This window comes from [Enterobacter] lignolyticus SCF1 (assembly GCF_000164865.1).
GTDB lineage: Bacteria > Pseudomonadota > Gammaproteobacteria > Enterobacterales > Enterobacteriaceae > Enterobacter_B > Enterobacter_B lignolyticus.
Genome location: NC_014618.1, coordinates 1586811 through 1613060 on the forward strand (window position 1 = coordinate 1586811; position 26250 = coordinate 1613060).

At 54.0% G+C, this 26250-nt stretch carries 22 protein-coding genes and 1 tRNA gene; 14 read left to right on the plus strand and 9 right to left on the minus strand.

The annotated features are described in order from the left end of the window. Positions 1 to 19 precede the first annotated feature (19 nt). Positions 20 to 670 carry a response regulator transcription factor RcsB gene (rcsB, locus tag ENTCL_RS07480; RefSeq protein ID WP_013365505.1) on the minus strand — a complete coding sequence of 217 codons (651 nt, stop codon included), beginning with the start codon at positions 668 to 670 and terminating at the stop codon, positions 20 to 22. 16 nt (positions 671 to 686) lie between these two features. Beyond that, positions 687 to 3362, minus strand: coding sequence for a phosphotransferase RcsD (gene rcsD / locus ENTCL_RS07485; RefSeq protein ID WP_157865531.1), 2676 nt, complete (start codon positions 3360 to 3362; stop codon positions 687 to 689). Positions 3363 to 4173: 811 nt separating this feature from the next. Between rcsD and ompC the strand changes: the two genes are divergently transcribed. The 7 genes from ompC to mqo all read left to right on the plus strand — a co-directional run bounded on the left by ompC (position 4174) and on the right by mqo (position 13471). After that, entirely contained in the window at positions 4174 to 5319 is a 1146-nt protein-coding gene (ompC, locus tag ENTCL_RS07490) for a porin OmpC (RefSeq protein WP_013365507.1), read from the plus strand. Positions 5320 to 5421: 102 nt separating this feature from the next. Beyond that, the gene (apbE, locus tag ENTCL_RS07495; RefSeq protein WP_013365508.1) at positions 5422 to 6474 is read left to right on the plus strand and encodes an FAD:protein FMN transferase ApbE; all 1053 of its coding nucleotides are present in this window, start codon (positions 5422 to 5424) and stop codon (positions 6472 to 6474) included. Positions 6475 to 6549: 75 nt separating this feature from the next. Continuing rightward, entirely contained in the window at positions 6550 to 7611 is a 1062-nt protein-coding gene (gene ada, locus ENTCL_RS07500; RefSeq protein WP_013365509.1) for a bifunctional DNA-binding transcriptional regulator/O6-methylguanine-DNA methyltransferase Ada, read from the plus strand. Continuing rightward, positions 7608 to 8279, plus strand: a complete 672-nt coding sequence (alkB, locus tag ENTCL_RS07505) for a DNA oxidative demethylase AlkB (RefSeq protein WP_013365510.1) — start codon at positions 7608 to 7610, stop codon at positions 8277 to 8279. Before ada ends, alkB begins: the two co-directional genes overlap by 4 nt. Before the next feature lie 56 nt (positions 8280 to 8335). After that, entirely contained in the window at positions 8336 to 9979 is a 1644-nt protein-coding gene (locus ENTCL_RS07510) for a multidrug ABC transporter permease/ATP-binding protein (protein WP_013365511.1), read from the plus strand. Positions 9980 to 10114: 135 nt separating this feature from the next. Beyond that, complete coding sequence (gene mgtE, locus ENTCL_RS07515) at positions 10115 to 11551, plus strand: magnesium transporter (protein WP_013365512.1); 1437 nt, start codon at positions 10115 to 10117, stop codon at positions 11549 to 11551. A gap of 279 nt (positions 11552 to 11830) precedes the next feature. Then, positions 11831 to 13471, plus strand: a complete 1641-nt coding sequence (gene mqo / locus ENTCL_RS07520; RefSeq protein ID WP_013365513.1) for a malate dehydrogenase (quinone) — start codon at positions 11831 to 11833, stop codon at positions 13469 to 13471. 31 nt (positions 13472 to 13502) lie between these two features. Here mqo and eco read toward each other — a convergent pair whose 3' ends face one another. Beyond that, entirely contained in the window at positions 13503 to 13991 is a 489-nt protein-coding gene (eco, locus tag ENTCL_RS07525) for a serine protease inhibitor ecotin (protein WP_013365514.1), read from the minus strand. 513 nt (positions 13992 to 14504) lie between these two features. Here eco and ENTCL_RS07530 point away from each other — a divergent pair. The 3 genes from ENTCL_RS07530 to ENTCL_RS23440 all read left to right on the plus strand — a co-directional run bounded on the left by ENTCL_RS07530 (position 14505) and on the right by ENTCL_RS23440 (position 16378). Continuing rightward, positions 14505 to 14780 (plus strand): hypothetical protein, encoded by a 276-nt coding sequence (locus tag ENTCL_RS07530; RefSeq protein WP_049940937.1) that lies wholly within the window; start codon positions 14505 to 14507, stop codon positions 14778 to 14780. Beyond that, entirely contained in the window at positions 14777 to 15310 is a 534-nt protein-coding gene (locus ENTCL_RS22795) for a hypothetical protein (protein ID WP_013365516.1), read from the plus strand. The genes ENTCL_RS07530 and ENTCL_RS22795 overlap by 4 nt, the downstream gene beginning before the upstream one ends. A 300-nt stretch (positions 15311 to 15610) precedes the next feature. Beyond that, on the plus strand, positions 15611 to 16378 hold the full coding sequence (locus ENTCL_RS23440; protein WP_013365518.1) for a YadA C-terminal domain-containing protein: 768 nt from the start codon (positions 15611 to 15613) through the stop codon (positions 16376 to 16378). Positions 16379 to 16571: 193 nt separating this feature from the next. On the opposite strand, the gene bamE is transcribed toward ENTCL_RS23440, so the two are convergent. Next, positions 16572 to 16877 carry an outer membrane protein assembly factor BamE domain-containing protein gene (gene bamE / locus ENTCL_RS22800; protein WP_071841385.1) on the minus strand — a complete coding sequence of 102 codons (306 nt, stop codon included), beginning with the start codon at positions 16875 to 16877 and terminating at the stop codon, positions 16572 to 16574. 529 nt (positions 16878 to 17406) lie between these two features. On the opposite strand from bamE, the gene ENTCL_RS22805 reads away from it, so the two are divergent. Continuing rightward, complete coding sequence (locus tag ENTCL_RS22805; RefSeq protein ID WP_013365519.1) at positions 17407 to 18111, plus strand: oligogalacturonate-specific porin KdgM family protein; 705 nt, start codon at positions 17407 to 17409, stop codon at positions 18109 to 18111. Positions 18112 to 18437: 326 nt separating this feature from the next. Here ENTCL_RS22805 and ENTCL_RS07545 read toward each other — a convergent pair. From ENTCL_RS07545 to ENTCL_RS07555, 3 genes are all read right to left on the minus strand, one after another. Next, positions 18438 to 18514, minus strand: a tRNA-Pro gene (locus tag ENTCL_RS07545). A 76-nt stretch (positions 18515 to 18590) separates the two neighbouring features. Further along, positions 18591 to 20351, minus strand: a complete 1761-nt coding sequence (gene yejM / locus ENTCL_RS07550; RefSeq protein WP_013365520.1) for an LPS biosynthesis-modulating metalloenzyme YejM — start codon at positions 20349 to 20351, stop codon at positions 18591 to 18593. Positions 20352 to 20370: 19 nt separating this feature from the next. Further along, a complete protein-coding gene (locus ENTCL_RS07555) occupies positions 20371 to 20598 on the minus strand; it encodes a YejL family protein (protein ID WP_013365521.1) in 228 nt (75 codons plus the stop codon). Positions 20599 to 20730: 132 nt separating this feature from the next. Here ENTCL_RS07555 and yejK point away from each other — a divergent pair, with 132 nt between their 5' ends. Beyond that, positions 20731 to 21735: a nucleoid-associated protein YejK gene (gene yejK, locus ENTCL_RS07560; RefSeq protein ID WP_013365522.1), complete on the plus strand. Its 1005-nt coding sequence runs from the start codon at positions 20731 to 20733 to the stop codon at positions 21733 to 21735. Positions 21736 to 21780: 45 nt separating this feature from the next. On the opposite strand, the gene rplY is transcribed toward yejK, so the two are convergent. Then, the gene (rplY, locus tag ENTCL_RS07565) at positions 21781 to 22065 is read right to left on the minus strand and encodes a 50S ribosomal protein L25 (protein ID WP_013365523.1); all 285 of its coding nucleotides are present in this window, start codon (positions 22063 to 22065) and stop codon (positions 21781 to 21783) included. A 126-nt stretch (positions 22066 to 22191) separates the two neighbouring features. Next, on the minus strand, positions 22192 to 23952 hold the full coding sequence (radD, locus tag ENTCL_RS07570; protein ID WP_013365524.1) for a DNA repair helicase RadD: 1761 nt from the start codon (positions 23950 to 23952) through the stop codon (positions 22192 to 22194). Between the two features lie 147 nt (positions 23953 to 24099). Here radD and rsuA point away from each other — a divergent pair, with 147 nt between their 5' ends. Both rsuA and ENTCL_RS07580 read left to right on the plus strand, forming a co-directional pair. Next, entirely contained in the window at positions 24100 to 24807 is a 708-nt protein-coding gene (gene rsuA, locus ENTCL_RS07575) for a 16S rRNA pseudouridine(516) synthase RsuA (RefSeq protein WP_013365525.1), read from the plus strand. Between the two features lie 15 nt (positions 24808 to 24822). Then, positions 24823 to 26019, plus strand: a complete 1197-nt coding sequence (locus tag ENTCL_RS07580; protein WP_013365526.1) for a Bcr/CflA family multidrug efflux MFS transporter — start codon at positions 24823 to 24825, stop codon at positions 26017 to 26019. The last annotated feature ends 231 nt before the right edge of the window (positions 26020 to 26250 follow it).

The window sequence follows — 26250 nt, forward strand, 5'->3', positions numbered from 1 at the left end:
TGCGGGCAACGCGGGAGCGTTACTCTTTATCGGAAGGCGACAGCGTGACCGAGGAGAGATAGTTCAGCAGCGCGATATCGTTTTCCACGCCAAGCTTCATCATCGCCGATTTTTTCTGGCTGCTGATGGTCTTGATGCTGCGGTTCAGCTTCTTGGCGATTTCCGTTACCAGGAACCCTTCGGCGAACAGGCGCAGAACTTCGCTCTCTTTCGGCGACAGGCGCTTGTCGCCATAGCCGCCAGCGCTGATTTTCTCCAGCAGGCGGGAGACGCTTTCCGGGGTGAATTTCTTCCCTTTTTGCAGGGCGGCCAGCGCTTTCGGCAGGTCAGTCGGCGCGCCTTGTTTAAGCACGATCCCTTCAATATCGAGATCCAGTACGGCGCTCAGGATAGCCGGGTTGTTGTTCATCGTCAGAACGATAATCGAAAGCCCCGGGAAGTGGCGCTTGATGTACTTGATAAGCGTGATCCCGTCACCGTATTTGTCTCCAGGCATGGAGAGATCGGTTATCAGGACATGAGCATCCAGCTTTGGCAAATTAGTGATAAGCGCAGTGGAGTCTTCAAATTCGCCGACGACATTCACCCACTCGATTTGCTCAAGTGATTTGCGAATACCGAACAGTACAATCGGATGGTCATCGGCAATAATAACGTTCATATTGTTCATGTATTAGGCTACCTTGCTACAGCAAGCTCTTGACGTAGACGTCAATGTCGCTGATATATTTTTCTATTCCTGGCGCATCTTGCTCGCGTATCAGATGCTCCAGCGTTTCACATAACTGCTTGCCGGGTATCAGGTTGAGCATGGCAAACACCCCTTTAAGGCGGTGGGCCGTCTGGGCCAGCGCGGCAAAATCACTTGTCGCTGCTTCAGTATACAGCCTCTTAACATCATCCGGTACCGTGTCGGCAAACAGGGCGTAATAGCCGCTGGCATGAAGCTCGGCGTTTTCGTTAACGCCAGCCGGCGACCCCTGTATTTCTCCCTGAGCGAGTTGCTCTTCTATCAGCTGTAGTACCGCTTCCTGCATCGCATTACTGATATTAAAGTTAACCCGCAGCTGGCCTGGGCCGATTTTGCGAATCCCAGCCTCATCATCGCTTAAAAGCAAGCCCGAGGCAGTAAGATTAGACGGATTATCTGTCAAAAAGAGATCGTATTCTTGACTTGTCAGCCTTTCGTCGGGCGTGATGCAGCTGGCGCCCCAGTTTTCAAGCTGTCTGACGACGATACTGCGGATCTCGTTAGAGGTAATGTCGATCATGGCGACCACCTCATCCAGCAGCTTCTCTTCCCCCTCACTCTCCTGCGCGCGGGCGGCCATTTTTACGTGCAGGGAGTAGCGCGTACCCAGCGGTTCCCGGGCTTTAATGTTGAGATGTCCCCCGAGCTTGCGCGCCAGCTGATCGCAGAGCCAGAAGGTCAGCGCGTTGGCTTTACCAAAGCGGTCGCCCTGGGTTTCATTGAGGAACGGGAAGTGCAGGTTATCGATTTCACTGTTGGATATCCCGTTGCCGGTATCCAGAATCCGAAACGTCAGGCGATCGTCCGCGGACTCATCGGTGCTGACTTCAAGCGTAATTCTGCCGATAGGCGTCGTGGTGACCGCATACTGAATCAGCAGCAGCAGGATCCGCTTCAGCGCTTCGCGATCGCCATGGCGCTGCTCATTCGCCGCCAGATGGTTATTGATAAGCAGCTGCAGACCTTTACGCTTAATGGCCGGCAGCACCTCCGGCACCACTTCATCAATCAGTTCCTGAATAGAAAACAGCACGGGGTTGCCTTTCCAGCCGTCGCTTTCCAGCAGGTTCGCCAGTTGGATCTCATCCACCAGCTGTACCAGCGCGTCGGCACGGTGCGCCAGCTGCTGGCTCTCTTTGCCCTCGAGAGCCGCGGCTTCGCGGGCCAGCGTTTTTACCGGCTGTTTCAGCGCTTCCCCGATATTCTGCATAAAGGCGATGCGGCCCTGCTGGTTTTTCTCATACAGCCGCTGCGCCTGCTTGAGCTTTTTGTTCACCAGCACTTCTTTATCCTGATCGCGAATAATAAAAATCTGCATCCGCGGGGAGAACTGGCTGCGGAACTGGCGAATCTCATACTGCTCGTTATTGATCGTTGCCTGAATAACGCCCTGATGCTGATCGGCCATGCTGGTGATGTTTTGCAGGTTCAGGTGCGGCAGCAGGTGATCGGCGATTTTATTGCTGATCACCGTGCGGTTGGATTCCTGGTCGTGCACCAGCAGGCCGAGCGGCAGCAGCGCGACGATCTCCTCATTAATGGCTTTCAGCGCCCGCAGCTCGCCGTTGGCGGCGGACGGCGCGCCGGGCTCGCTGCGCGGGCGTCCGGAATGGTGGCGGAAGGTGGTGTAGCCGAATAGCGCCAGCGCCAGCAGGCCGATGTTCAACAGCAGCGGCAGCAGGATATTTTGCAGCGTATCGAGCAGCAGGGTGCCGAAGGGCACCTGCCAGACCAGGCGCATCCCGGTTGTGTTCACCGAAGAGGTAATTTCAATGCGGGAACTGTTGAAGTTAACGTTCACGCTGTCGGCAAGCTCTTTATCCTGATTCGGCCGTACGTTCTGGGTTGGATCAGGCTCAAGGCGGAAGCTGTCCAGCGCCATACCGGGGGGGATCAGGTCGTTAATCGGCAGATCGAAGGCGACGACGGTCGCCAGATGCCCGGGCTGGTTAAAGGTGGTGCGCAGGGTGAAGTAATGACCGTTTTGCCACGCCAGGCGACGCAGCGACGAAAAGGTTTCGCGCTCATCGAGCGTATTGGCCTGCTGGAGCATTTCCGCACGGCGGGAGTCAACGATACTGCCGATGGTCGACTCTTTAAAACCTGCGGAGAGATCTTTAAGCGGCAGCGTTGAGATAAGAATCAGGCTATTGTCCTGGCCGTTGAGGTAGTACATCGACCACGGCACCGTTTCGGCGCCCCACAGCGTATCCAGATAGGTGGACATCTTCTGCGTCATATCCAGCGTTGAACCATCGTGCGAGCCGAAAATCAGCGCTTCGGTTTTGCGCCGAGGTTTTTCCAGATAATAGACGTCCTGCTTAAGGCGGGTTTCCTGCAGGCCGTCGCTTCCCGACGTGCCGGAGGCGGATGCCGCAATGTTGTCGTAGATCTGCCACGTGGCATACCGCCAGGTGTCGACACGTTTATGAATCGCGTGGGTCATATCGACCACCTGATAGCTTTTATCCTTCAGCCAGGCGTTCACCGCGCTTTGAATCATCACGCCCATCGTGACCAGCAGGACGACAATCAGCAGCAGAAAGAAACGGGTAATGCTTCCGGGTATCAGTGAAAACTTGTTTGGGATCATCGTGTCAGAATGACTCATAAGTATGTATGTAATTCATGATGGCTATCCCCAGAAGAACAACACGACATCATGCCCGCAGTCCTTTCGTTGATGCCTGCCACAGGCGCCATGATGCTATCAGTCCAGGCAGAGTCCAGCAGGCAGTATAAAGGGTAACGCGGCAATTACCATACGCTCAATCGCATTGCGCTGGCGCTGATAATTCCGGGATAAGCGAAACGGGGAATATGTACATTGTTACATTATCTGTACAAATATTTACTTTTGAACTGCTGAATATAGCACGAATAAACAAGAGATTATTTTATTAGTAGTTCCTAACTGAAATTTTGCAAGGTAACATGATTAGTTAATAGTCGTTATGATTTATCGGCGGTAGCACAAAATTACGAGGGTTACGTAAAGAAAGGTAAAAAAAAACCGGATGCGAGGCATCCGGTTGAAATACAGGTAAACAGACATTCAGAACTGAATGACGGTAATAAATAAAGTTAATGATGATAGCGTTAGCTATTCTAGTTGCGGGTGAAGGTTTTGTTTTGACATTCAGTGCTATATGTTAATTTTTGCGTAAGTTGCTGTTTTTGTTGTGATATATTATTTTTTTGATTATTGGTGCTATATTTTTTAGCTTTTCGTGGCATCAAAAAGTTCCCCGATATTAACATCTTGAAACATCTTGCGGGTGGTTTGAAACACCTTAAAAGTTCTCGTATCATTTTCTTATTGGATATTTCTGTAATTTATCGCACAATGGAATTGCCGACTGATTAGATTCTTAGTCAGTAAGCAGTGGCAATAAAAAGGCATATAACAGAGGGTTAATAACATGAAAGTTAAAGTACTGTCCCTCCTGGTACCGGCTCTGCTGGTAGCAGGCGCAGCGAACGCGGCTGAAATTTATAACAAAGACGGCAACAAATTAGATCTGTACGGTAAAGTAGACGGCCTGCACTATTTCTCCAGCGACTCCGGTGCTGACGGCGACCAGTCCTACCTGCGTTTCGGCTTCAAAGGCGAAACCCAGATCAACGATCAACTGACCGGTTACGGCCAGTGGGAATACAACGTCCAGGCGAACAACGCTGAAAGCGCATCTGACAGCCAGGCCTGGACTCGTCTGGCGTTTGCTGGTCTGAAATTCGGTCAATACGGTTCATTCGACTACGGCCGTAACTACGGCGTTCTGTACGACATCGAAGGCTGGACCGATATGCTGCCGGAATTCGGCGGTGACTCCTACACCAAAGCTGACAACTTCATGACCGGTCGTGCGAACGGTGTTGCAACCTACCGTAACAACGACTTCTTCGGTCTGGTTGACGGCCTGAACTTCGCCCTGCAGTACCAGGGTAAAAACGAGAACCCAGGTTCTGGCGAAGGCACCAACAACGGCGATCGTAGCTTCCGTAACGCTAACGGCGACGGTTTCGGTATTTCTTCTACCTATGACATCGGCGCAGGCTTCAGCTTTGGTGCGGCCTACACCACGTCTAACCGTACCAACGACCAGAAAAACGCTAACCTGACCGATCAGCAGTACACCGGTGGTAACAAAGCTGAAGCATGGACCGTTGGTGCGAAATACGACGCCAACAACGTCTACCTGGCGACCATGTATTCTGAAACCCGCAATATGACCCCGTACGGTAAAACTACCAGCTTTGATGGCGGCGGCATTGCAGACAAAACTCAGAACTTCGAAATTACCGCTCAGTACCAGTTCGATTTCGGTCTGCGCCCGGCGATCTCCTACCTGCAGTCTAAAGGTAAGAACCTGAACACCTTTGGCGGCGACTCCGACAAAGATCTGGTTAAATACATGGATATCGGCGCTACCTACTACTTCAACAAAAACATGTCCACCTACGTTGACTACAAAATCAACCTGCTGGACGGCAACGATAACTTCTACAAAAACAACGGTATCGGCACCGACAACATCGTCGCGACCGGTCTGGTTTACCAGTTCTAATCGTTTGTTAATATTGAAAAAGGGTCCTTCGGGACCCTTTTTTTATGCACAATTTTCGCGTTTTTGATGTACCCTTGCGCCTGGTCAAGAGGATAATAACGTATGGACATTACTTTTTTTCGCGCCGCGCTACTGGCGATGGTGGTATTTATCGCTGGTTGTGATAACAGCAGTGCCCCTTCAGCAACCGCTTCCTCTGCGACGGTGCTGGAAGGTAAAACAATGGGCACTTTCTGGCGCGTCAGCGTCATCAATCTTGATAATGACAAAAGCGAGGCACTGCGCAAAAAGGTGCAGGCTCAGTTGGATGCGGACGACATGCTGTTGTCGACCTGGAAAAATAACTCCGCGCTGATGCAGTTCAACCACTCCACTAGCCTGTCGCCGTGGCCGGTGAGCGAAGCGATGGCGGATATCGTCACGGCGTCTTTGCGCATCGGCGCGAAAACCCAGGGCGCGATGGACATTACCGTCGGCCCGCTGGTCAACCTGTGGGGCTTTGGCCCGGATAAACAGCCGGTGAAGACGCCGGATCGGGCGCAGATCGATGCGGCGAGGGCGCGCACAGGGCTGCAGCATCTGACGGTGATTAATAAATCCGGCGGCCAGTATCTGCAAAAAGATATTGCCGATCTGTTCGTCGATCTTTCTACCGTCGGAGAAGGGTACGCCGCCGATCATCTGGCGCGGCTGATGGAGCAGGAGGGGATCTCCCGTTATCTGGTCTCGGTCGGCGGAGCGCTGGTGAGCCGGGGTATGAACGCGGACGGAAAACCGTGGCGGGTGGCTATTCAGAAACCGACCGATCGCGAAAACGCGGTACAGGCGATCGTCGATATCAACGGTCATGGCATCAGCACCTCCGGCAGCTATCGCAACTACTACGAGCTGGACGGGAAGCGTATCTCCCACATTATCGATCCGCAAACCGGCCATCCTATTGATCATAAGCTGGTATCGGTGACGGTGATTGCGCCAACCGCGCTGGAAGCCGACGGCTGGGATACCGGTCTGATGGTGCTGGGGACGGAAAAAGCCAAACAGGTTGTGCGCGAGCAGGGGCTGGCGGTGTATATGATTTTCAAAGAGGGCGATGGCTTCAAAACCTGGATGTCGCCGCAGTTTGAAACCTTCCTCGTCAGCGGACAAAATTAAAAAGCAAGATTGTCAGTTTTTTCCTCCGGCGATTGCATCAGACTCAGGCTAACCTGAACAGAGAGCGGAGGCTGTATGAAACACACTAACCTGAACGACGAGCGCCGCTGGCAGGCGGTGCTCGATCGCGATCCACAGGCAGACGGTCAGTTCGTCTTTGCGGTGCTGACCACCGGTATTTTTTGCCGGCCCTCCTGCCGGGCGCGCCACGCCCTGCGCCAGAACGTCCGCTTTTATGCTGATGCCGCCGCCGCGCGCGACGCGGGGTTTCGCCCCTGCAAGCGCTGCCAGCCGGAAAATGCCGACCCGCAGCAGCAGCGCATCGCGAAAGTCGCCAGAGCCTGCCGGCTGCTGGAGCAGGACACCACGATCCGCCTTGAGGCGCTGGCCCGGGAAGTGGGCGTCAGTCCGTATCATTTTCATCGCTTGTTTAAATCCGTCACCGGGATGACGCCGAAGGCCTGGCAGCAGGCGTGGCGCACAAAGCGTCTGCGCGCAGCGCTGGAAAAAGGCGAACCGGTAACGCAAGCCGTGCTGGCGGCGGGGTTTCCGGCCAGCAGCAGCTACTACCGCGAGGCGGATAACACTCTGGGGATGACGGCGCGGCAGTATCGCCGCGGCGGTAGCGACGTCACGGTACGCTACGCGCTGGCGGCGTGCGATCTTGGTCGCTGTCTGGTGGCGGAGAGCGCCAGGGGGATTTGCGCCGTGCTGCTCGGGGATGATGACGCCAGCTTGATTATCGAGCTGCAGACTATTTTCCCGCAGGCGCAGCGGGAGGAGGGCGATGCGGGCTTCTATGCGCGTCTTGAGACGGTGCTGGCGACGATCAACGGCCAGAATACGGCGCTACAGCTGCCGCTGGATATCCGCGGTACCGCTTTCCAGCAGCAGGTCTGGCATGCGCTGCAGGAGATCCCGGCAGGCGAAACGCGCAGCTACCAGCAGGTGGCGCAGAGTATCGGCAACCCCCGCGCGGTGCGCGCCGTCGCCAGCGCCTGCGCGGCAAACACGCTGGCGATCGTCATTCCATGCCATCGCGTTGTGCGCCAGAGCGGGGCGCTATCCGGCTATCGCTGGGGAGAGGGGCGAAAAGCGCAGCTGCTGCGCCGGGAAACGCAACAGGAGGAGGCATGAGCCTGGATCTCTTTGCCGATGCCGCGCCCTGGCAGGAGCCGTTGGCGCCAGGGGCGGTGATTTTACGGCGCTACGCCGCGGGCTGCGCGGAGCGCCTGCTGGAGGCGATTCACCAGATAGCGCAGCTCTCGCCCTTCCGGCAGATGGTGACCCCTGGCGGGTATACGATGTCGGTGGCGATGACCAACTGCGGCGAGCTGGGCTGGACCACCGATGCCGGCGGCTACCTTTATGCGCCCGGCGATCCGCTGACCGGCAATCCGTGGCCCGCGATGCCTGCGCTGTTTCGCCGTTTCGCGCTGGAGGCCGCAGGAGAAGCGGGCTATGCGGATTTTACGCCGGATGCCTGTCTGATTAACCGCTACGCGCCGGGCGCAAAGCTGTCGCTCCACCAGGATAAAGACGAGAAGGATCTGCGGGCGCCGATTGTTTCCGTCTCGCTGGGGCTACCCGCCGTGTTCCAGTTCGGCGGTGCTAAGCGTAACGACCCCCTGCGTCGGGTGCTGCTTGAGCACGGCGATGTCGTGGTCTGGGGCGGGGCGTCGCGCCTGTTCTATCATGGCATTCAGCCGCTCAAATCGGGGCATCATCCGGCCACCGGCGCGTATCGCTATAATCTGACCTTTCGTCTGACAGGAAACGACAATAAAAATAAGAATTATTCTTGATGTGAATGGCGGGCCGTTTAAACTGCTGGCTGTTTATGTTGTCCTGAAAGGTTGTTATGGAACTTCTTCTGCTGGTCTGGCGACAGTATCGCTGGTCATTCATCGCGGTCATGGCGCTGAGCCTGCTGAGCGCCGCGCTCGGCATTGGGCTGATTGCTTTTATCAACCTGCGGCTTATTGAAAACGTCGATTTCTCTCTCGCGGTATTACCGGAGTTTCTCGGCCTGCTGCTGCTGTTGATGGCGGTCACGCTGGGCTCCCAGCTGGCGCTCACCTCGCTGGGCCACCATTTCGTTTATCGCCTGCGCGGCGAGTTTATCAAGCGGATCCTCGATACCCAGGTCGAGCGTATCGAAAAGCTGGGCAGCGCCGCGCTGCTGGCGGGGCTGACCAGCGATGTGCGCAATATCACCACCGCCTTCGTACGTCTGCCGGAGCTGGTGCAGGGGGTGATTCTGACGCTGGGTTCTGCGGCTTATCTGGGCTGTCTGTCAGGCAAAATGCTGGCGGTGGCCGCCGTGTGGGTGGCTGTGACCATCTGGGTCGGCTTTGTGCTGGTGGCCCGGGTGTACCGGCATATGGCGTCGCTGCGGGAAACCGAAGACCAGCTGTACAACGACTACCAGGCGGTGCTGGAGGGGCGCAAGGAGCTGACGCTTAACCGCGAGCGCGCGGAATATCTTTTCAATCAGCAGTATGTCCCGCACGCCCGTGAGTATCGCCACCATATTATCCGCGCCGATACCTTCCACCTGAGCGCGGTGAACTGGTCAAATATTATGATGCTGGGCGCTATTGGCCTGGCATTCTGGATGGCCAACGGCCTGGGATGGGCGGATACCAACGTAGCGGCGACCTTTTCGCTGACGCTGCTGTTCCTGCGCACGCCGCTGCTTTCCGCCATCGGCGCGCTGCCGACGCTGCTGAGCGCCCAGGTGGCGTTTAATAAGCTCAGGCAGTTTTCGCTGGCGCCGTTCCGGGCGGAGTTTGCGAACGCCAGCGACCGGCCGGACTGGCAAACGCTGGAGCTGCGCGACGTGACCTTCCACTACCAGGACAATACCTTTGGCATAGGGCCGATAAACCTGACGCTTGCGCGCGGCGAGCTGGTATTCCTGATCGGCGGCAACGGAAGCGGCAAGTCGACGCTGGCGATGCTGCTGACCGGCCTCTACCAGCCGGTTTCCGGGCAGATTCTGGTGGATGGTAAACCGCTGGCGGCGGAGCGCCCGGAGGATTACCGCAGGCTATTTTCTGCGGTATTTACTGACGTCTGGCTGTTTGACAAGCTGCTCGGCCCCGCAGGACAGGAGGCGGACCCGAGGCTGACGGATAAATGGTTGTCGCTTCTTAAGATGACCGGGAAGGTTACGCTGGAAAACGGGACGATCCTCGATTTGCGGCTATCGAAAGGGCAGAAAAAGCGTGTCGCGCTGCTGCTGGCGCTGGCGGAGGCGCGTGACATCATCCTGCTTGATGAATGGGCCGCCGATCAGGACCCGCACTTCCGTCGCGAATTCTACCAGGTGCTGCTGCCGCTGATGCAGCAGATGGGGAAAACCGTTTTTGCCATCAGCCACGACGACCACTACTTCATGCACGCCGATCGCCTGCTGGAGATGCGCAGCGGTAAGCTCACGGAGCTGACGGGCGAGGAGCGCCATGCCGCGACGCGCGACGCGGTCTCCCGCACCGCCTGAACCTCATGGCCCCTTCCGACAGGGGCCGTCGGTGGATTTTTCAGCGCTTGCGCGGCCGGTTTATTATTTTTTACATAGCCCCGCGCTATGCTTAGGGGCAGAATTTCCGCTTACCCTCTCAAGGACCGCCAGGCTATGCCCGTTTTCAACAAAAACAGCGCCAGACTGCGTGACGAAGAACGCGCGCGCCTTATCTGGCTACTGACCACCGATAAATCCATCACCTCCGCGTTATCCGGAAAGCTGACCCTGGCGGAGCAGTACGACGAAGGGCAGCTGGTGGACGATATTGCGGAAGTAGGGGCGCTGGTGGCGCACCTTCCGGCGCCTGACCTTGCCGACACCCTGGAGGCGCTGCCTTCCGACGAGCGCCACGCGCTGTGGAACCTCGTGGAGGACGGTAAGCGCGGCAACGTGCTGCTGGAGGCGTCGGAAAACGTCTGGGATGACCTGATCGACGGCATGAGCGACAGGGCGCTGCTGGACGCGCTACAGGCTCTGGATATTGATGAGCAAATCTATCTGGTACAGCACCTGCCGCGCGATCTGACCGGACGCCTGCTGGCCAGCCTGCCGGCGGAAGAGCGCGCCCGCGTGCGCCAGGTGATGAACTATGCCGATGACAGCGTTGGCGCCATCATGGAGTTTGAGGTCATTACGATTCGCCCGGACGTCACGCTTGGCGCCGTCCAGCGCTATCTCCGGCGTCTGGGGAAAATGCCGGAGAACACCGACAAGCTCTTCGTGACCGCGCGTGATAAGACCCTGCTGGGCGAGCTGGAGCTGCAGACCATTTTGCTCAATGCCGCCCATCTCCGCGTGGCGGACGTGATGGAGTCCGAACCGGTAACCTTTCAGCCGCAGGAAGAGGCGGAAAAGGTGGCCCGCACCTTTGAGCGTGACGACCTGCTTAGCGCAGCGGTCGTGGATGAAGACGGGAAGCTGCTGGGCCGTCTGACCATCGATGAGATAGTCGATGTGGTCTATGAAGAAACCGACAACGATATCCGCCAGATGAGCGGCCTGAGCAGCGAAGAGGATGTGTTTGCGCCGGTGACGAAGGCGGTGAAAAACCGCTGGGCCTGGCTGGCCATCAACCTGTGCACGGCGTTTATCGCATCGAGGGTGATTGATGGCTTTGAGCACACCATTTCGCAGCTGGTGGCGCTGGCGTCGCTGATGCCCATCGTCGCCGGGATCGGCGGCAATACCGGCAACCAGACCATCACTATGATCGTGCGCGCGCTGGCGCTTCAGCAAATCCAGCCGGGGAACTTCTCGTTTCTCATCCTGCGCGAAATGGGCGTCGCGCTGATCAACGGCATCGTCTGGGGCGGCATTATGGGGGCCGTCACGTGGTGGCTGTACGATGACCCACAGCTGGGGGGCGTGATGATGCTGGCGATGGTGCTGAACCTGCTGGTGGCTTCCCTGATGGGGGTACTGATCCCGATGATGATGACCCGCATGGGACGAGACCCGGCGGTGGGCTCCAGCGTCATGATTACCGCGCTTACCGACACCGGCGGCTTCTTTATTTTTCTGGGGCTGGCGACGCTGTTTCTGCTGTAGCAAGGGGGTGAAACAGAGGTTATGAATAACCGGGTTTTGATGAACTATTGGCTGTGACAATCGTCACGGAATCGGGGATATTAGCGCTAAGCGTCACACTTTACTAGTCTCAAACCTTATTTTGTTGCCACATTTATTAAACATTTTTATAACAGATCTCAAAATTGAACTTAAACTTTAAACAATATTTAAATCTTTAACCGTCAGTGATAACGTGACCTTCCCGAATCGTTTCACCTGCGCAAAATAAGAACGCGAGTACAGTAAGGCTCATTGACGATGAAAAAAAAGATGGCCGTACGCAGCTCAGCGGCGCCAGGGGTTGAGTCAGACCCTGTCAACGCCCATCATGAGCATGAGACGGATGTATTGTTGATTGGCGGGGGCATCATGAGTGCCACGCTGGGAACCTGGCTTCAGGAACTGGAGCCGGAGTGGTCTATTACCATGGTAGAGCGCATGGAAAGCGTCGCCGAGGAGAGCTCCAACGGCTGGAACAACGCCGGGACCGGCCATGCCGCCCTGATGGAACTGAACTATACCCCGCAGCAGGCGGACGGTTCCGTCAGCATCGACAAAGCTATCGAGATTAACAACGCCTTTCAGATATCGCGCCAGTTCTGGGCGCATCAGGTTACCCGCGGCGTGCTGAAGCAGCCAAAAACCTTTATTAACACCGTGCCGCATATGAGCTTTGTCTGGGGAGAGGAAAATGTGAATTTCCTCCGCGCCCGCTATGCGGCGCTACAGGGCAGCGCGCAGTTTCGCGGTATGCGCTATTCGGAAGATGCCGCGCAGATTAAAAAATGGGCCCCGCTGGTGATGGAAGGGCGCGATCCGCAGCAGAAAGTGGCGGCGACGCGTACTGAAATCGGGACTGACGTGAACTATGGCGAAATCACCCGCCAGCTCATCGCCGCGCTGAAAAAACGCCGCAACTTCTCCCTCCAGCTGAATACGGTGGTTCGCCGCTTCAAACGCAACGCCGACAACAGCTGGACGGTGACGGTAGCGGATGCCGGTAATCGTCATATTCGACGGACCATCCGCGCGAAATTTATCTTTATCGGCGCGGGCGGCGCGGCGCTGAAGCTTCTGCAACAAACCGGCATTCCGCAGGCGAAAGCCTACGCGGGTTTCCCGGTCGGCGGACAGTTTCTGGTCTGCGAAAATCCGCAGGTGGTTAACCATCATCTGGCGAAGGTCTACGGGCAGGCATCGGTGGGTGCGCCGCCAATGTCGGTGCCGCACATTGACACGCGCATCATCGACGGCAAGCGTGTGGTGCTGTTTGGACCGTTCGCGACCTTCTCCACCCGGTTCCTGAAAAATGGCTCGCTATGGGATCTGCTCAGCTCCACCAATACCGCCAATATCGGGCCGATGCTCAGCGTAGGTCTGGATAACTTCGATCTGGTGAAGTATCTGGTCGGTCAGGTGATGCAAAAGGATAAGGATCGGCTGGCGGCGCTGCAGGCGTATTACCCGCAGGCGAAGAAAAGCGACTGGCGGCTGTGGCAGGCGGGGCAGCGTGTGCAAATCATCAAGCGTGACGCGCAAAAGGGCGGCGTCCTGCGGCTGGGGACAGAGGTGGTCAGCGATGATGAAGGCACCGTCGCGGCCCTGCTCGGCGCCTCGCCTGGCGCGTCAACCGCTGCGCCCATCATGCTGCAACTGATGGAGACGGTGTTTAAAGCGAAGTTTGCGTCGCCTGCATGGCAGGCGAAACTACACCAGGTTGTACCCACCTACGGTAGCCGTATGAATCGTGACCCTCAAGTGATTCAACAGGCGCTGGCGTACACCAGCGAAGTGCTTGGGCTGCGCTACGAACCGCAGGTGACTGCGGATATCGCGCCAAAGGCCCAATTTACCCCTCCTAAGGTAGAGCTCAAACCGGTGGCAGACATCGCGTTATAACGAAAAGCCCCGCACTGCGGGGCTTTTTGTCTTAACGGGTCTGCGCGTTGTGGATATCGTCTTCCGCTTTCCAGATACGATATTTCACGTCGACATCTTCGGGGGTGTAGACCACGACAGGTAGTTTGCTGTTGTAACGCAGAAACCCGGCATCACCGAGTCCGGCCATCACAAATTTCTTGGTCTTCTTGCCGTCAGGGCAGGCCATCATTGTGGAGACCGGGGCGGTAACCTTATCAAAAACGTAGTAGTTATAGCCCCAACCTTCAAGGGTCTTACTTTCCAGTTGACCGCCCAGACGGTGCTGATTGCAATCGACCTCCAGGTTCTGACCAATCAGCAGCTCAACTTTATACGCGCCTTCGTCTTTCTGCTCCGGCAGCGTAATCACTTGACGCTTCATCCCTTTTTCCGCTTGCGGATAGGGTGCAATTTTTTCCAGCGGCTGAGTATTGGCAAAGGCCGCGCCGGAGATGCAGGCGAGGGTCAGTGCAGCAGCAAGTGTAATGGTGTTTTTCACTGTTAATCCTTTTGAGCAGTTATCAACCAGATAATAGTATCACCACTTAAGATTTTTTTATGGATTATTTACTTAATTTTTCATATTTGATGGTTATATATCCTGATGGTTGTTGTTTTTCTGGATTCCATGACTTTTCATGCACTCATTATTCAGCATAAATACTGTCAGATGAGACGTGAGTGGGGATTTACCGCGACAAACAGCGAAATACGGTTGATTTTCCACATTTCGTAAACACAGGCTGCGAAATTTAAATACATTTTGAACATAATTATCAATTAATTTATTTTTTTATAAAGTGCTGCTTCTTTCTTTTGATTGCTGCCTGTCTTTCAAATGAAATATTATTTCCATAATCGATAACCATACGTGATAATTAAATTGATATGAGTCAATAAATAACCATTCATCAGAATTATTAATTCGTAATGCGCAATAAGTCCGGTCTATTATCCAAATCGCTAATTGTTTAATAATTTTAAATTGTTTGATTTATATGGTGATGGTGAGATGAACGTTAATAAGATGTTTGCATGTACGGCAGTAATATTAATGGCCGTGTGCTCTTCACAGGTTTTGGCGGCAAAGAAGACATGGCAGTGGGAAGGAATGCATTTAGTCATGACGTCTACCGGGCTTATAGTTGATGGTAAACCCGCGACAATTATTGAGAAAGAACCACAGGCAAAGGTATATCAGCAAGGGCTTTTTAACTACGTTGTGTATTCAAATGGCAAGATTGGCGTAACCGATACCTCAGGCGTATTTAAGGGGTATGCAAAATGAAAAATATCATTTTAGTGCTGATCGCTGCTGTGTCTTTTTCGGCAAATGCCATGAGTGTGTCTAAGGCGAATAAGGCGGTCGTTCATGCTGAGAGACGTTATTCATCGGCATTAGCAAACTATGAAAAAGAAGCAGTTACATTAGGATCTGGTGTTGTGGCTTCTGATGCTGAAAAGAATCTTAATGCAGCTGCGGTGAGGCGTGCTCAGGCCTATTCTGACTTAAGAAGCGCGGAAATGGTCCAGGCAAATTCTCAAGCTACGCGGAGCTCCATTAATGTAGCCGCATCAACGCTTAATCCCTCGACAAAAGTTAAAACTAATCAGGGCATTGTTACGGCTGGTTCATTGCCTGGCAGCACTCAGGTAGCGGTTGCTTATGACAGCGCTTTTCATCGAACGGTTAAGCACGGTGGAAACAATCATGACGTGAACGGGTCCGCTAACCATCATTCGGGGAATGGTAGTGATAATGCTCATGCGTCAGCGTTTCACGATCACAGTGGTTATGGCGGTGGTTTCCATTATTAACAGAAACCCGTAAATCGCAAGGGAGGCGACATGTCTCCCGGTTTCCTTAATTTTTAATGGAATACCTATTAGCCAGAGGTAATAAAAATGTTCAGTAACTTGCAAATAATTTGCCTGCAAATGGTTTCTCTGTTTATTTCATTTTGCTTTTTTGTTCTGAACTCAAGTGCTACTAACGATCACGGTTCAATAGTTGGCTTATCCCTGTCAGGTTTTTTCTTTGTACTGTCAGTGTGGCCTTTTATTTGTGTCATTTTAAGTGGTGATAAAAAATAATTATTTTACATGGTGATAGCGAAAATGAATGGTAAGTCAGTAAAGATAGGATTTGTTTTTTATTTTATTTGCTCCATATCATTAGCTTATGCTGATAATGTTGATGATTTATATTCAAATGCCGTCAGTCAGAGGATTAATTCTCACGAATTTTTTCAGCAGTGGACAACGCTTACTGTCGCGCAACAAAATTACCTCCATGCTCTGGAGCGTAAAAACGGTATTAGAATAACGACGGATATGTCTAATGACCAGTTGAATCAGCATTCTGCTTATAATGTCGGTGTGCCAACATCTACCTACAATCCACCTTCAAGCACTAACAAAACGCCTTATGCAGGGGATTCGCAACGTAGCGGTTACACAGTAACAGTTAAAGAAAATACCACTGTAGTTGATCCCCAACCAACGGTAGCCACGGGAGCAGGAACGCCAGAAACGAACCCACAGCCTACGATGAGCGCTTCTGAAAATGCAGTGGACCTTGTGAACCATGAGCAAAGGATCAGCAGTCTTGAAAAGGGATTGAGTTCACTGAACAGTGAAGTAGACAGCAATCGTAAACGCGCCTCTGTTGGCGTTGCGGGCGTCGCTGCCATGGCGAATATCCCCCAGGTAACAGAAAGCCAGACGTTCAGTATAGGCGCGGGTCTGGGTACGAATGACAGCGATGAGGCTGTTGCGGTTGGATTCTCTGCTCGTCTCACAAACCATATTGTGACTAAAGCTGCCGTGAGCGCGGGTTCATACGGCGGCGCGACGCTAGGCGCAGGTATGGCATATGGCTGGTAGCGACAGACGGTTATATTCTTATGTTTTTAAGTGAAAAATTTAGCGAAAATACGCTCTGTTAGTAGAGCAATAAGAAACCCGCCGCAGGGCGGGTTTCTGTCGTTCGCAGACGTGGCAAATGCAACCCAGGCGGCCGGGTGATAAAAAAGTCAGGCCGTTGTCACTACTATGTCGTTGTCCAATTCTCCTGACTTCATTGCCTGAGGTATGAATCATAAGAATCAACAAGACCGTGTTTGTTAATAGTGACATCTACAGTTTTTACTTCAACCTGGTCGTCACCAGCTCCAGAATCATAATCGTAATCCCAACGGTATTTTTTGTTACCTTGGGAATCAACAGATTGTGATGTTGGAGTGCCAAACATTGACAGCACTGATCTTTCAGAGGTTACCCCCTTTTTTATCGAGTCTATGTCCTTTTGTGCAAAATATGTACTTGTCCCTGTAGAGCATCCCGCTAATGTAGCAATCATAATTGCAGTGAATATTATTTTCATATGGGTACCTTCTGGGTGGAAAGGTTAGCAACTTCCATACAGTTAACACTATGATATTCCATGTGCATTTTATTAAAAATATCCATGCTTATTTACGTCATTTCTATTAGTCAGGCTTGTACACTGGCAGCGACGTATCAATGAATATTTTAATCTATTGTCAAAAAATTTCCTGTCACGAGCATAAGTGAATGAGTGGTCAGATCTGTTAATGAGTAGCACAATTCAGTGATTTTCGATATTGTTCGATCCAATAAAATGCGTTAAAAAAACTAAACATTAAGTTTTGTAAAGAGGTTGTTATATTACTGAGATTATAATAACTGTACTTTGCATTATATAGATAGCGCATGTTGTTATTTCAGTATTATGACGTTTTTATTAATATTTTATTTGTCAAATATAATTTATTTTTAGGCATTAAATTCGGAGACAATTTCTTCAGGAACTGTAAATATCAGCGCCGTTTCTAGTGGTGCCTATAACACCTAAAATTTAATTCTTAAAACATCATATTAATGGATTTTTTATGACGCATTTATTTAAAATCAGTACGTTGTCTTTTTGTTTATTTTCTTTTTCTGTCGGAGCTGTAAGTCTTGACTATAGGCATGAATATAAATCCGATAGTAAAACCAATGCAGACCGTCTGAAAATTAGCCATACTTCAGAGTCTGGGTACTTTGCAAGCGTAGAAGGTAAGTTGGCAGAAGGAACGACAACTCAATCAGATGGATTTAAGGAAAGCAATGGCCATTACAGCGGTAGTGGTAGCGAGTGGGAGTTTGGCCGTAACTATAAAATTACTGATGATCTAACTCTCGCTCCGGCTGTGAATCTGGATATCGGTGATACATATGTTGGCTATCGTGCGCAGATCAAAGCTATTTATAAAATTTCCGATACATGGATGACGACCTTTCGTTGGCGGCCAGGTATTGAAGTGAGCGAACAGTCTGGCACTGATAATAAAAATTACAACCAATTCAACTGGGAGTTTGGCTATACAGGTGAGCAGATCAGTGTAATTGGTGATCTGGAATATCGTACAACTAATTATGAAGACTATAATGGTCACAATTATTATTGGTTGTATAACATTGTCGCAAGCTACAAAATCGATAAAAACTGGACTCCGTATACCGAAATTGGTTATGTACCACGCTACAATGCAGATCATGAAAGCGATGCAATGGAAATGCGCTATCGCTTAGGTGTGAAATACAATTTCTGATTGTAATGCAATAAATTTTCTAAGAATCTCTGACCCTGGTTATTGCCGGGGTTTTCATTTTCAGACTCTGGAAATCATCCTTACCTTAACTTTCATATAAGAACCCGTTCCCATTCCCCCTTTTTTGAGCGCGATCACTGTAATAAAAAGAAGGCTTAATATCCGACTCTGTAACTACGCAGTATCAAGGGAAAGGAATCTGACGGCTCAGGATTGAGAAGACGAGGTATGACAGCAATAATGTCGGCAGTTATTCCCCAGTTTCTCCCCCATCAAATTACAGGCATAAAAAAACCAGCCATAAAAGGCTGGTTCTTAAGGGTTTTTGGTCGGCACGAGAGGATTTGAACCTCCGACCCCCGACACCCCATGACGGTGCGCTACCAGGCTGCGCTACGTGCCGACGCGTGGAGGCAATACTACCGTTTTCAGCGCTGATTGCAAGACGCAACCTCACTGACTGATTCATAAATAATCAATCAGTTAGCAATGAAGCGTTTTTCGTCCGTCAGCACCTGCAGCAGCAGGCTCAGCTGCGGCTTCCTGTCTTTTACCTTTTGGCCGTCGCTGTCCCATGTCCGGTAGCTGCCGTTATGGTCAAGAACCACCGTCACCTGAGGCGTGGTGATGGCCAGCGTATTGCCGTTGGCGGCGCTGACCCAGTAATGGCGGCGCGTCGCGCTGAACAGATCCTGCCCCTGGGAATACTCGCTTGCCGACGTGCTGACGTGCAGCAGACGCTGCATTAGCGTGGTCATCACGTCCTTATGGTCGGTCAGCGTGTTAATCTGCTGCGCCGGAGTGCCCGGCCAGTGGATAATCAGCGGCACCTGTAGCTGCGGGCGCGACCAGTCGAACAGCTTACGCTGTGCGTCCAGCGGTTCGCCGTGCGCAGCGGTGATAATCACCACGGTGTTATCCAGCTTGCCGGACTCTTCCAGCGCGGACAGCACGCGGCCAATCTGTACGTCCACCGCTGCCGCGGCGCGGCTATAGCGGCGAGTGAAGTTCTGCTGCTGGCTTTCGTCAAGGGTCGTACCGTTAAAGGAAACCCATGAGAACCAGCGGTTTTCATCCTGATTGTAGCTGCCAAGCCAGTTTATCCACTGGCTGGCGGTCTGGGCGTCGCTCTGGGCTTTTGACGGCGGCAGCGAGAAATCGGACAGCAGCGCCTGGCGATACATTGGGCTTGCAAAGCCGTCAGACGAGAACAGACCCAGCTGGTAGCCCTGCTGATTAAGCGCAGAAATCAGCGCCGCTGGAACGCGCGCGGAGAGCACGCCGTCCATATAGCTCGGCGAAATGCCGTAGAACAGGCCGAAAATACCGTTGTCCGCGGCGTTACCCGTGCTCATATGCTGGGTGAAATTCACGTTTTTCTGCGCAAAGCTTGCCAGAGAAGGCATGAGCTTCTCGTAGCGCGAGTAGTTCAGATTATCGACGGTGATCAGCAGAACGTTTTGTCCTGTACCCATATCGCTGTAGCGCAAATCGCTTAGCGGATACTGAACGCTCACCGCTTCAGGATCGCCTTGCTCCACCAAACGACGCTGGTAGTCCTGCGCGTCCAGCAGGCCATGCTTCTCCAGAAAGCGGCGTGCGGTCATCGGGTAGGAGAGCGGCAGGTTGGCGCGCTGCATGGTAATCGGGCGATAGAAGTTCGCATCGGCCCAGATGTACATCACGTGGGTGGCGATAAACGCGATAAAGAAAACCCAGGCAACCGGCCGGGCGTAGTGGCGGCGGCGCGTCAGGCTGCGCAGCTTTTGCCAGCTCCAGGTGGCGAACAGCATCTCAATAAGCAAAATGACCGGCACACTGATAAACATCAGCTGCCAGTCGCGGGCCATCTCGTTCTGGTCGGGGTTAATGACCAGCTCCCAGACGACGGGATTGAGGTGCAGGTGAAAACGGGTAAAGACTTCGCTGTCGATTAGCAGCAGCGTCATTCCGGCGGTGGCCAGAATGGCGGACAAGAAGCGCATCAGCCGCTGCGAGATAACGACAAAGGTAAGAGGGAACAGGATCAGCAAATAGGTGGCGAACACCAGAAAGCTGAAGTGGCCGACAAGGCTGATATACGAATACAGGCGACCGGCGAGCGTTGTCGGCCAGTCGGTGACAAACAGATAGCGGCTACCGAGGACCGTGGCCAACAGGATGTTGAACAGGGCGAACCAGTGCCCCCAACTGACCATCTGGGACACTTTCTCACGATAGGGCTGACGATGAGTCACCATAAACTGTTGTACGTCTTCCTTAGTGTGCCGGATCGTCGCTGATGGATGACTGCAGCGCCTGAGCAAAGGAGCGCGCAATCGCCTGACGCTGCGCTGGCGCAACGCTGGTATTGATCAGGTTGGTCACCATATTGCCCAACACCATCAGCGACAGGTCGGTCGGTGCCTTATGTTTTTCCAGTACGTTTACCAGCTCACTGAGCAGCTGTTCAACATGTTCATCACTATAGCGGGAGAGTTGCGGCATAAATCAAAATCTGTTTGTTCATGAAAGGGCAACATATTACCGTAGCAGCATCTTTTTTTCCGCTTTTTTTCGACTTTACACAGTCGCGTCAGCGGTGGTTGAATACCGCCCGGTCTAAAAGGAGAGTTTAACATGAGTCTGGATATCAACCAGATTGCCCTGCATCAGCTGATCAAACGCGATGAGCAAAATCTTGAACTGGTGCTGCGCGATACCTTGCTGGAGCCGACGGCGACGGTCGAAGAGATGATGGCTGAGCTGCATCGGGTCTACAGCGCGAAAAACAAAGCCTACGGCCTGTTTAACGAAGAAAGCGAGCTGGCGCAGGCGCTGCGCCTGCACCGTCAGGGCGAAGAGGATTTCCTGGCGTTCAGCCGCGCCGCCACGGGGCGTCTGCGCGATGAGCTGGCGAAGTACCCGTTTGCCGACGGCGGCGTGGTGCTGTTCTGCCATTACCGCTATCTGGCGGTGGAGTATCTGCTGGTGGCGGTGCTCAATAACCTCAGCAGCATGCGGGTGAACGAAAACCTGGATATCAGCTCGACCCATTATCTGGATATCAACCATGCGGATATCGTGGCGCGCATCGATATCACCGAATGGGAAACCAACCCGGAATCCAGCCGTTACCTGACCTTCCTGAAAGGACGGGTAGGGCGTAAAGTGTCTGACTTTTTTATGGATTTCCTCGGCGCCAGCGAAGGTCTCAACGCCAAAGCGCAGAACCGCGGCCTGCTGCAGGCGGTGGACGACTTTACCGCCGAAGCGCAGCTGGATAAATCTGAACGCCAGAACGTTCGCCAGCAGGTATATGCCTACTGCAACGAGCAGCTGCAGGCCGGTGAGGAGATTGAGCTTGAGTCGCTGTCGAAAGAGCTGTCAGGCGTCAGCGAGGTCAGCTTCCAGGACTTTACCGCCGATAAAGGCTACGAGCTGGAAGAGAGCTTCCCGGCGGATCGCAGCACGCTGCGCCAGCTGACCAAATACGCCGGCAGCGGCGGCGGGTTGACCATCAACTTTGATGCCATGCTGCTTGGCGAGCGGATTTTCTGGGATCCGGCGACGGATACGCTGACGATCAAAGGTACGCCGCCGAATCTGCGCGACCAGCTTTCGCGCCGCACCAGCGGAAAATAAGCAAAAAAAACCCCGCCGGAGCGGGGTTTTTTGACCGGTCGGCGATTAAGCGCGAACGAAGTCGATGTGCGTGACTTTCGGCTTGTACGCGTGACGCTGTACGGCCTGCACTTTCACTTTCTCTTCTTTACCGTCGATAACCAGGGTCAGAACGTCAGAGTAGAACTCAGTTTTAGCCTGAGCGTTAAATACTTTGTCGTGATCCAGTTCGACAGATACCGGAGCAGCTGCGCCACCGTAAATGATAGCCGGAACTTTGTTAGCTGCGCGCAGGCGGCGGCTCGCACCCTTACCCTGCTCTTTACGTACTGCTACATCAAAAGTAAACATTGAAGTCTCTCTTTAAAGTAAATCCTGTTACAGGCGACCCAGCAACAGGTAAGTGTTCTGCTTTGCACATGCAAAAGCGGGCGGCATTATAGCCCTCATTGCAGGGCAGGGCAATGAAAAGCGGGTCTATCCGCGTAATTCATTCGCCCGGCGAAAGCGCCCCTCGTAATCAAACACTTTTTCCCGCACCTGCCAGAACTGGCCTTTTTGCCGGGCGACCACGAAATCCGGATGCCGCAGCAGCGCCTGCTGGCGAAGGATATCGGCGGGGGTTATCCAGCGCAGGGGAATGCCGGGCGTACGGGTGTGCGGGCGGATAAACAGCTGCTCGAAGGCGGTGCGCTGCGCCGGAGTGTGCAGGCGAAAGCGCTCGCTGACGTCGGCGCCGTCTTCATCATAGTAGGTGATTTTGAGCCAGCCGCCTTTTTCATCCTCGCCATGCTCAAGCGTCATACCGCTGCAGCGCAGCACCAGCGCGTCCTTCAGCCTGAGCGCCGCTTTCAGCATGTCGTCCGGGTCGACCAGCACGGTATCGCACTCGCGGCAGCGGCGGGCGGCGATATCGTTTTCCGCGTTGCACTGCGGGCAGTTTTTAAAACGAAAGCGAAAATCGCACTGCTCGCGGTGGCCGTCGTCATCCTCAAGCCACCCCTGACAGCGTCGGCCGAAGTGTTCGATCAGCGTGCCGTCGGCGGTGGTTTTGCCCCAGAAGGTATTGGCAAAACCGCAGGAGGGGCAGAAAACCTGCACCGGCACGTTGTCGCTTTTTCCCTTTGGCGCGCCGACTTCCGGGGCGTAGAGATCGTGCGGGTTTCCGGCATAGTCGAGGATCAGGCAGTCGGTTTTGCCCGGTGCCAGGCGCAGGCCGCGGCCGACGATTTGCTGGTAAAGGCTGATGGACTCCGTCGGGCGCAGGATGGCGATAAGATCGACGTGAGGGGCGTCAAAACCCGTTGTTAACACCGCCACGTTGACCAGATAGCGAAACACCTGTGCTTTAAACTGTTCAATCAGCCGATCGCGCTCGACCCCGGGCGTTTCGCCGGTGATCAGCGCCGCTTCTCCGGCAGGCAGCAGGCCGGTTATCTCCCGCGCGTGCTCGACGGTGGCGGCAAAAATCATGACGCCTTTACGCGTTTGGGCGAACTCCACTATCTGGCTGACGATATGCGGCGTCACGCGCTGCTGCTTTTTCAGCTCGCGGTTAAGGTCGGCTTCGCTGAACAGGCCGTTGCTCTGCGCCTGCAGGCGGCTGAAATCGTACTGCACCACCGGCATGTCCAGCCGCTCCGGCGGGGTCAGATAGCCGTGCTTAATCATGTAGCGCAGCGGCAGCTCGTAGATGCAGTCGCGAAACAGCGCCTTCTCGTCGCCGCGCACCATGCCGTGATAATGGAAGCGGTAAATCCAGCCTTTGCCGAGGCGAAACGGCGTGGCGGTCAGCCCGAGCAGGCGCAGCCCCGGGTTCGCCTGTCGCAGATGGGCGAGAATTTGCTGGTACTGGCTGTCGTCGTCATCGCTGATGCGGTGACACTCATCGACGATCAGCAGGGAAAACGCCGACTCAAAATGCGCCAGATTGCGCGCCACGGACTGCACGCTGCCGAACACCACCTTACTGTGGCTCTCCTTGCGCTTAAGCCCGGCGGCGAAAATATCCGCCTCCAGCCCCAGCGCCAGGTATTTGGCATGGTTTTGCGCAACCAGTTCTTTAACATGGGCGAGCACCAGCACGCGCCCGCGCGCTAATCTTGCCAGCTCGGCAATCACCAGGCTTTTGCCTGCGCCGGTGGGCAGCACAATCACCGCGGGCTGCTGATGCTGGCGGAAGTGGGCGAGGGTGGCGTCAACGGCTTCCTGCTGATAGGGGCGAAGTGTAAAAGTCATAGCCTTGGTGTATTCATTAACTCGCAAATAGTATGCCATGAATCTTTTCGCTTGAGTGGTATCGTCAGGCCGTTATACTTAAACGTTGTTATTGCTTCTTTTTCGGGCCCGTCCCGACACCCGCACTCTTACAGGCTAAAAAATTTCATGCGACTCGATAAGTTTATCGCTCAGCAACTCGGCGTCAGCCGTGCCATTGCCGGGCGTGAAATTCGCGCCAGCCGCGTTACCGTGGATGGCGACATCGTCAAAGATACCGCGTTTAAACTCCAGCCAGAACACGATGTGGCCTATGATGGCAACTCGCTGGTTCAGCAAACCGGCCCGCGCTACTTTATGCTCAACAAACCGCAGGGGTACGTTTGCTCCACGGATGACCCGGATCATCCGACGGTACTCTATTTCCTTGATGAACCGGTCGCCCATAAGCTGCACGCCGCGGGGCGTCTGGATATTGATACCACAGGCCTGGTGCTGATGACGGATGATGGGCAGTGGTCGCACCGCATTACGTCGCCGCGCCATCATTGTGAAAAGACCTACCGGGTGACGCTGGAGTCGCCGCTTGCCGAGGACACGGCGGAACAATTCGCCCACGGCATTCAGCTGCATAATGAAAAAGCGCTGACCAAACCGGCGCAGCTTGAGGTTATCACCGCCACCGAAGTGCGCCTGACCATCAGCGAAGGCCGCTACCATCAGGTCAAACGGATGTTCGCCGCGGTGGGCAACCATGTGGTTGGGCTGCACCGCGAGCGTATCGGGGCCATCGCGCTTGACCCCGAGCTCGAGCCGGGCGGGTACCGTCCGCTGACGGAAGATGAGATCGCAAGCGTTGGCTTGCCGATGCGCTAATTTCAGGAGTTAACTGTGACCAACAGGCAGCACTCGTCGTTGAGTATCGTCTTTATTCTTGGCCTGTTGGCCATGCTGATGCCGCTTTCTATTGATATGTATCTGCCCGCGCTGCCGGTGATTTCCGCGCAGTTTGGCGTACCGGCCGGTAGCGCGCAGATGACGCTCAGCACCTACATTCTGGGTTTTGCGCTCGGGCAACTGCTGTACGGACCGATGGCCGATAGCCTGGGACGCAAGCCGGTTATCCTCGGCGGCACGCTGGTGTTCGCAGCGGCGGCGGTGGCCTGCGCGCTGTCGCAGACCATTGAGCATCTGATCGTCATGCGCTTTTTCCACGGCCTCGCTGCGGCCGCCGCCAGCGTGGTGATCAACGCCCTGATGCGCGATATCTACCCCAAAGAAGAGTTCTCGCGCATGATGTCCTTTGTCATGCTGGTGACGACCATTGCGCCGCTGGTCGCGCCGATGGCGGGCGGGGCGGTGCTGGTCTGGTTCAGCTGGCATACCATTTTCTGGATCCTCGCGGGCGCTGCGCTGCTGGCATCGACCATGATCTTCTTCTTTATTCAGGAGACGCTGCCGCCGGAGCGCCGACAGAAATTCCATATCCGTACCACGCTTGGCAACTTCTCCTCGCTGTTTCGCCATAAGCGCGTGTTGAGCTATATGCTGGCGAGCGGTTTCAGCTTTGCCGGGATGTTCTCGTTTTTGAGCGCCGGGCCGTTTGTGTACATCGAGTTAAACCACGTTTCGCCGCAGCACTTTGGCTACTACTTCGCGCTGAACATCGTGTTTTTGTTCATCATGACCATAATTAACAGCCGCTTTGTCCGTCGCGTCGGGGCGCTGAACATGTTCCGCGCCGGGCTGTGGATTCAGTTTGCGATGGCCGGATGGATGGTGGTCTGCGCGCTGCTGGGCGTCGGCTTCTGGTCGCTGGTGCTGGGGGTTGCGGCCTTTGTCGGCTGCGTGTCGATGGTTTCTTCGAACGCGATGGCGGTCATTCTTGATGAGTTTCCGCATATGGCGGGGACGGCCTCGTCCCTTGCCGGGACGTTTCGTTTCGGCATCGGGGCGATTGTTGGCGCGCTGCTGTCGATGGCGACGTTTACTACCGCCTGGCCAATGCTACTTTCTATCGCGTTTTGCGCCAGCTGCTCAATTCTGTTCTACCTCTACGCCAGCAGGCGGCGAAAAGTCGCGAATTAGTCAGCAAAAAAGGGGCAAAATCAGCCCTTTTTTGATGCACGTCAACCGGGAAAAACGTCGTACGGCTACTATATGTTTCTATAATGTAAATTCAATTAGTGTAAAAAGTCACACTATTGTAGATAAAAAGATTGTTTTAGATCACAGAAACGGGTACATATAGCGCCATCGTGCATCATTGGCGTTTGTCTTGTCGCAATAAATTGGCTCTATTTACCCATACGACCCGGA

What these genes read in the sequence shown, in the direction of transcription:
- rcsB (WP_013365505.1), bottom strand. Translation starts at nt 670, where the DNA reads ATGAACAATATGAACGTTATTATTGCCGATGACCATCCGATTGTACTG.
- rcsD (WP_157865531.1), bottom strand. Translation starts at nt 3,362, where the DNA reads ATGAGTCATTCTGACACGATGATCCCAAACAAGTTTTCACTGATACCC.
- ompC (WP_013365507.1), top strand. Translation starts at nt 4,174, where the DNA reads ATGAAAGTTAAAGTACTGTCCCTCCTGGTACCGGCTCTGCTGGTAGCA.
- apbE (WP_013365508.1), top strand. Translation starts at nt 5,422, where the DNA reads ATGGACATTACTTTTTTTCGCGCCGCGCTACTGGCGATGGTGGTATTT.
- ada (WP_013365509.1), top strand. Translation starts at nt 6,550, where the DNA reads ATGAAACACACTAACCTGAACGACGAGCGCCGCTGGCAGGCGGTGCTC.
- alkB (WP_013365510.1), top strand. Translation starts at nt 7,608, where the DNA reads ATGAGCCTGGATCTCTTTGCCGATGCCGCGCCCTGGCAGGAGCCGTTG.
- ENTCL_RS07510 (WP_013365511.1), top strand. Translation starts at nt 8,336, where the DNA reads ATGGAACTTCTTCTGCTGGTCTGGCGACAGTATCGCTGGTCATTCATC.
- mgtE (WP_013365512.1), top strand. Translation starts at nt 10,115, where the DNA reads ATGCCCGTTTTCAACAAAAACAGCGCCAGACTGCGTGACGAAGAACGC.
- mqo (WP_013365513.1), top strand. Translation starts at nt 11,831, where the DNA reads ATGAAAAAAAAGATGGCCGTACGCAGCTCAGCGGCGCCAGGGGTTGAG.
- ENTCL_RS07530 (WP_049940937.1), top strand. Translation starts at nt 14,505, where the DNA reads ATGAACGTTAATAAGATGTTTGCATGTACGGCAGTAATATTAATGGCC.
- ENTCL_RS22795 (WP_013365516.1), top strand. Translation starts at nt 14,777, where the DNA reads ATGAAAAATATCATTTTAGTGCTGATCGCTGCTGTGTCTTTTTCGGCA.
- ENTCL_RS23440 (WP_013365518.1), top strand. Translation starts at nt 15,611, where the DNA reads ATGAATGGTAAGTCAGTAAAGATAGGATTTGTTTTTTATTTTATTTGC.
- bamE (WP_071841385.1), bottom strand. Translation starts at nt 16,877, where the DNA reads ATGAAAATAATATTCACTGCAATTATGATTGCTACATTAGCGGGATGC.
- ENTCL_RS22805 (WP_013365519.1), top strand. Translation starts at nt 17,407, where the DNA reads ATGACGCATTTATTTAAAATCAGTACGTTGTCTTTTTGTTTATTTTCT.
- yejM (WP_013365520.1), bottom strand. Translation starts at nt 20,351, where the DNA reads ATGGTGACTCATCGTCAGCCCTATCGTGAGAAAGTGTCCCAGATGGTC.
- ENTCL_RS07555 (WP_013365521.1), bottom strand. Translation starts at nt 20,598, where the DNA reads ATGCCGCAACTCTCCCGCTATAGTGATGAACATGTTGAACAGCTGCTC.
- yejK (WP_013365522.1), top strand. Translation starts at nt 20,731, where the DNA reads ATGAGTCTGGATATCAACCAGATTGCCCTGCATCAGCTGATCAAACGC.
- rplY (WP_013365523.1), bottom strand. Translation starts at nt 22,065, where the DNA reads ATGTTTACTTTTGATGTAGCAGTACGTAAAGAGCAGGGTAAGGGTGCG.
- radD (WP_013365524.1), bottom strand. Translation starts at nt 23,952, where the DNA reads ATGACTTTTACACTTCGCCCCTATCAGCAGGAAGCCGTTGACGCCACC.
- rsuA (WP_013365525.1), top strand. Translation starts at nt 24,100, where the DNA reads ATGCGACTCGATAAGTTTATCGCTCAGCAACTCGGCGTCAGCCGTGCC.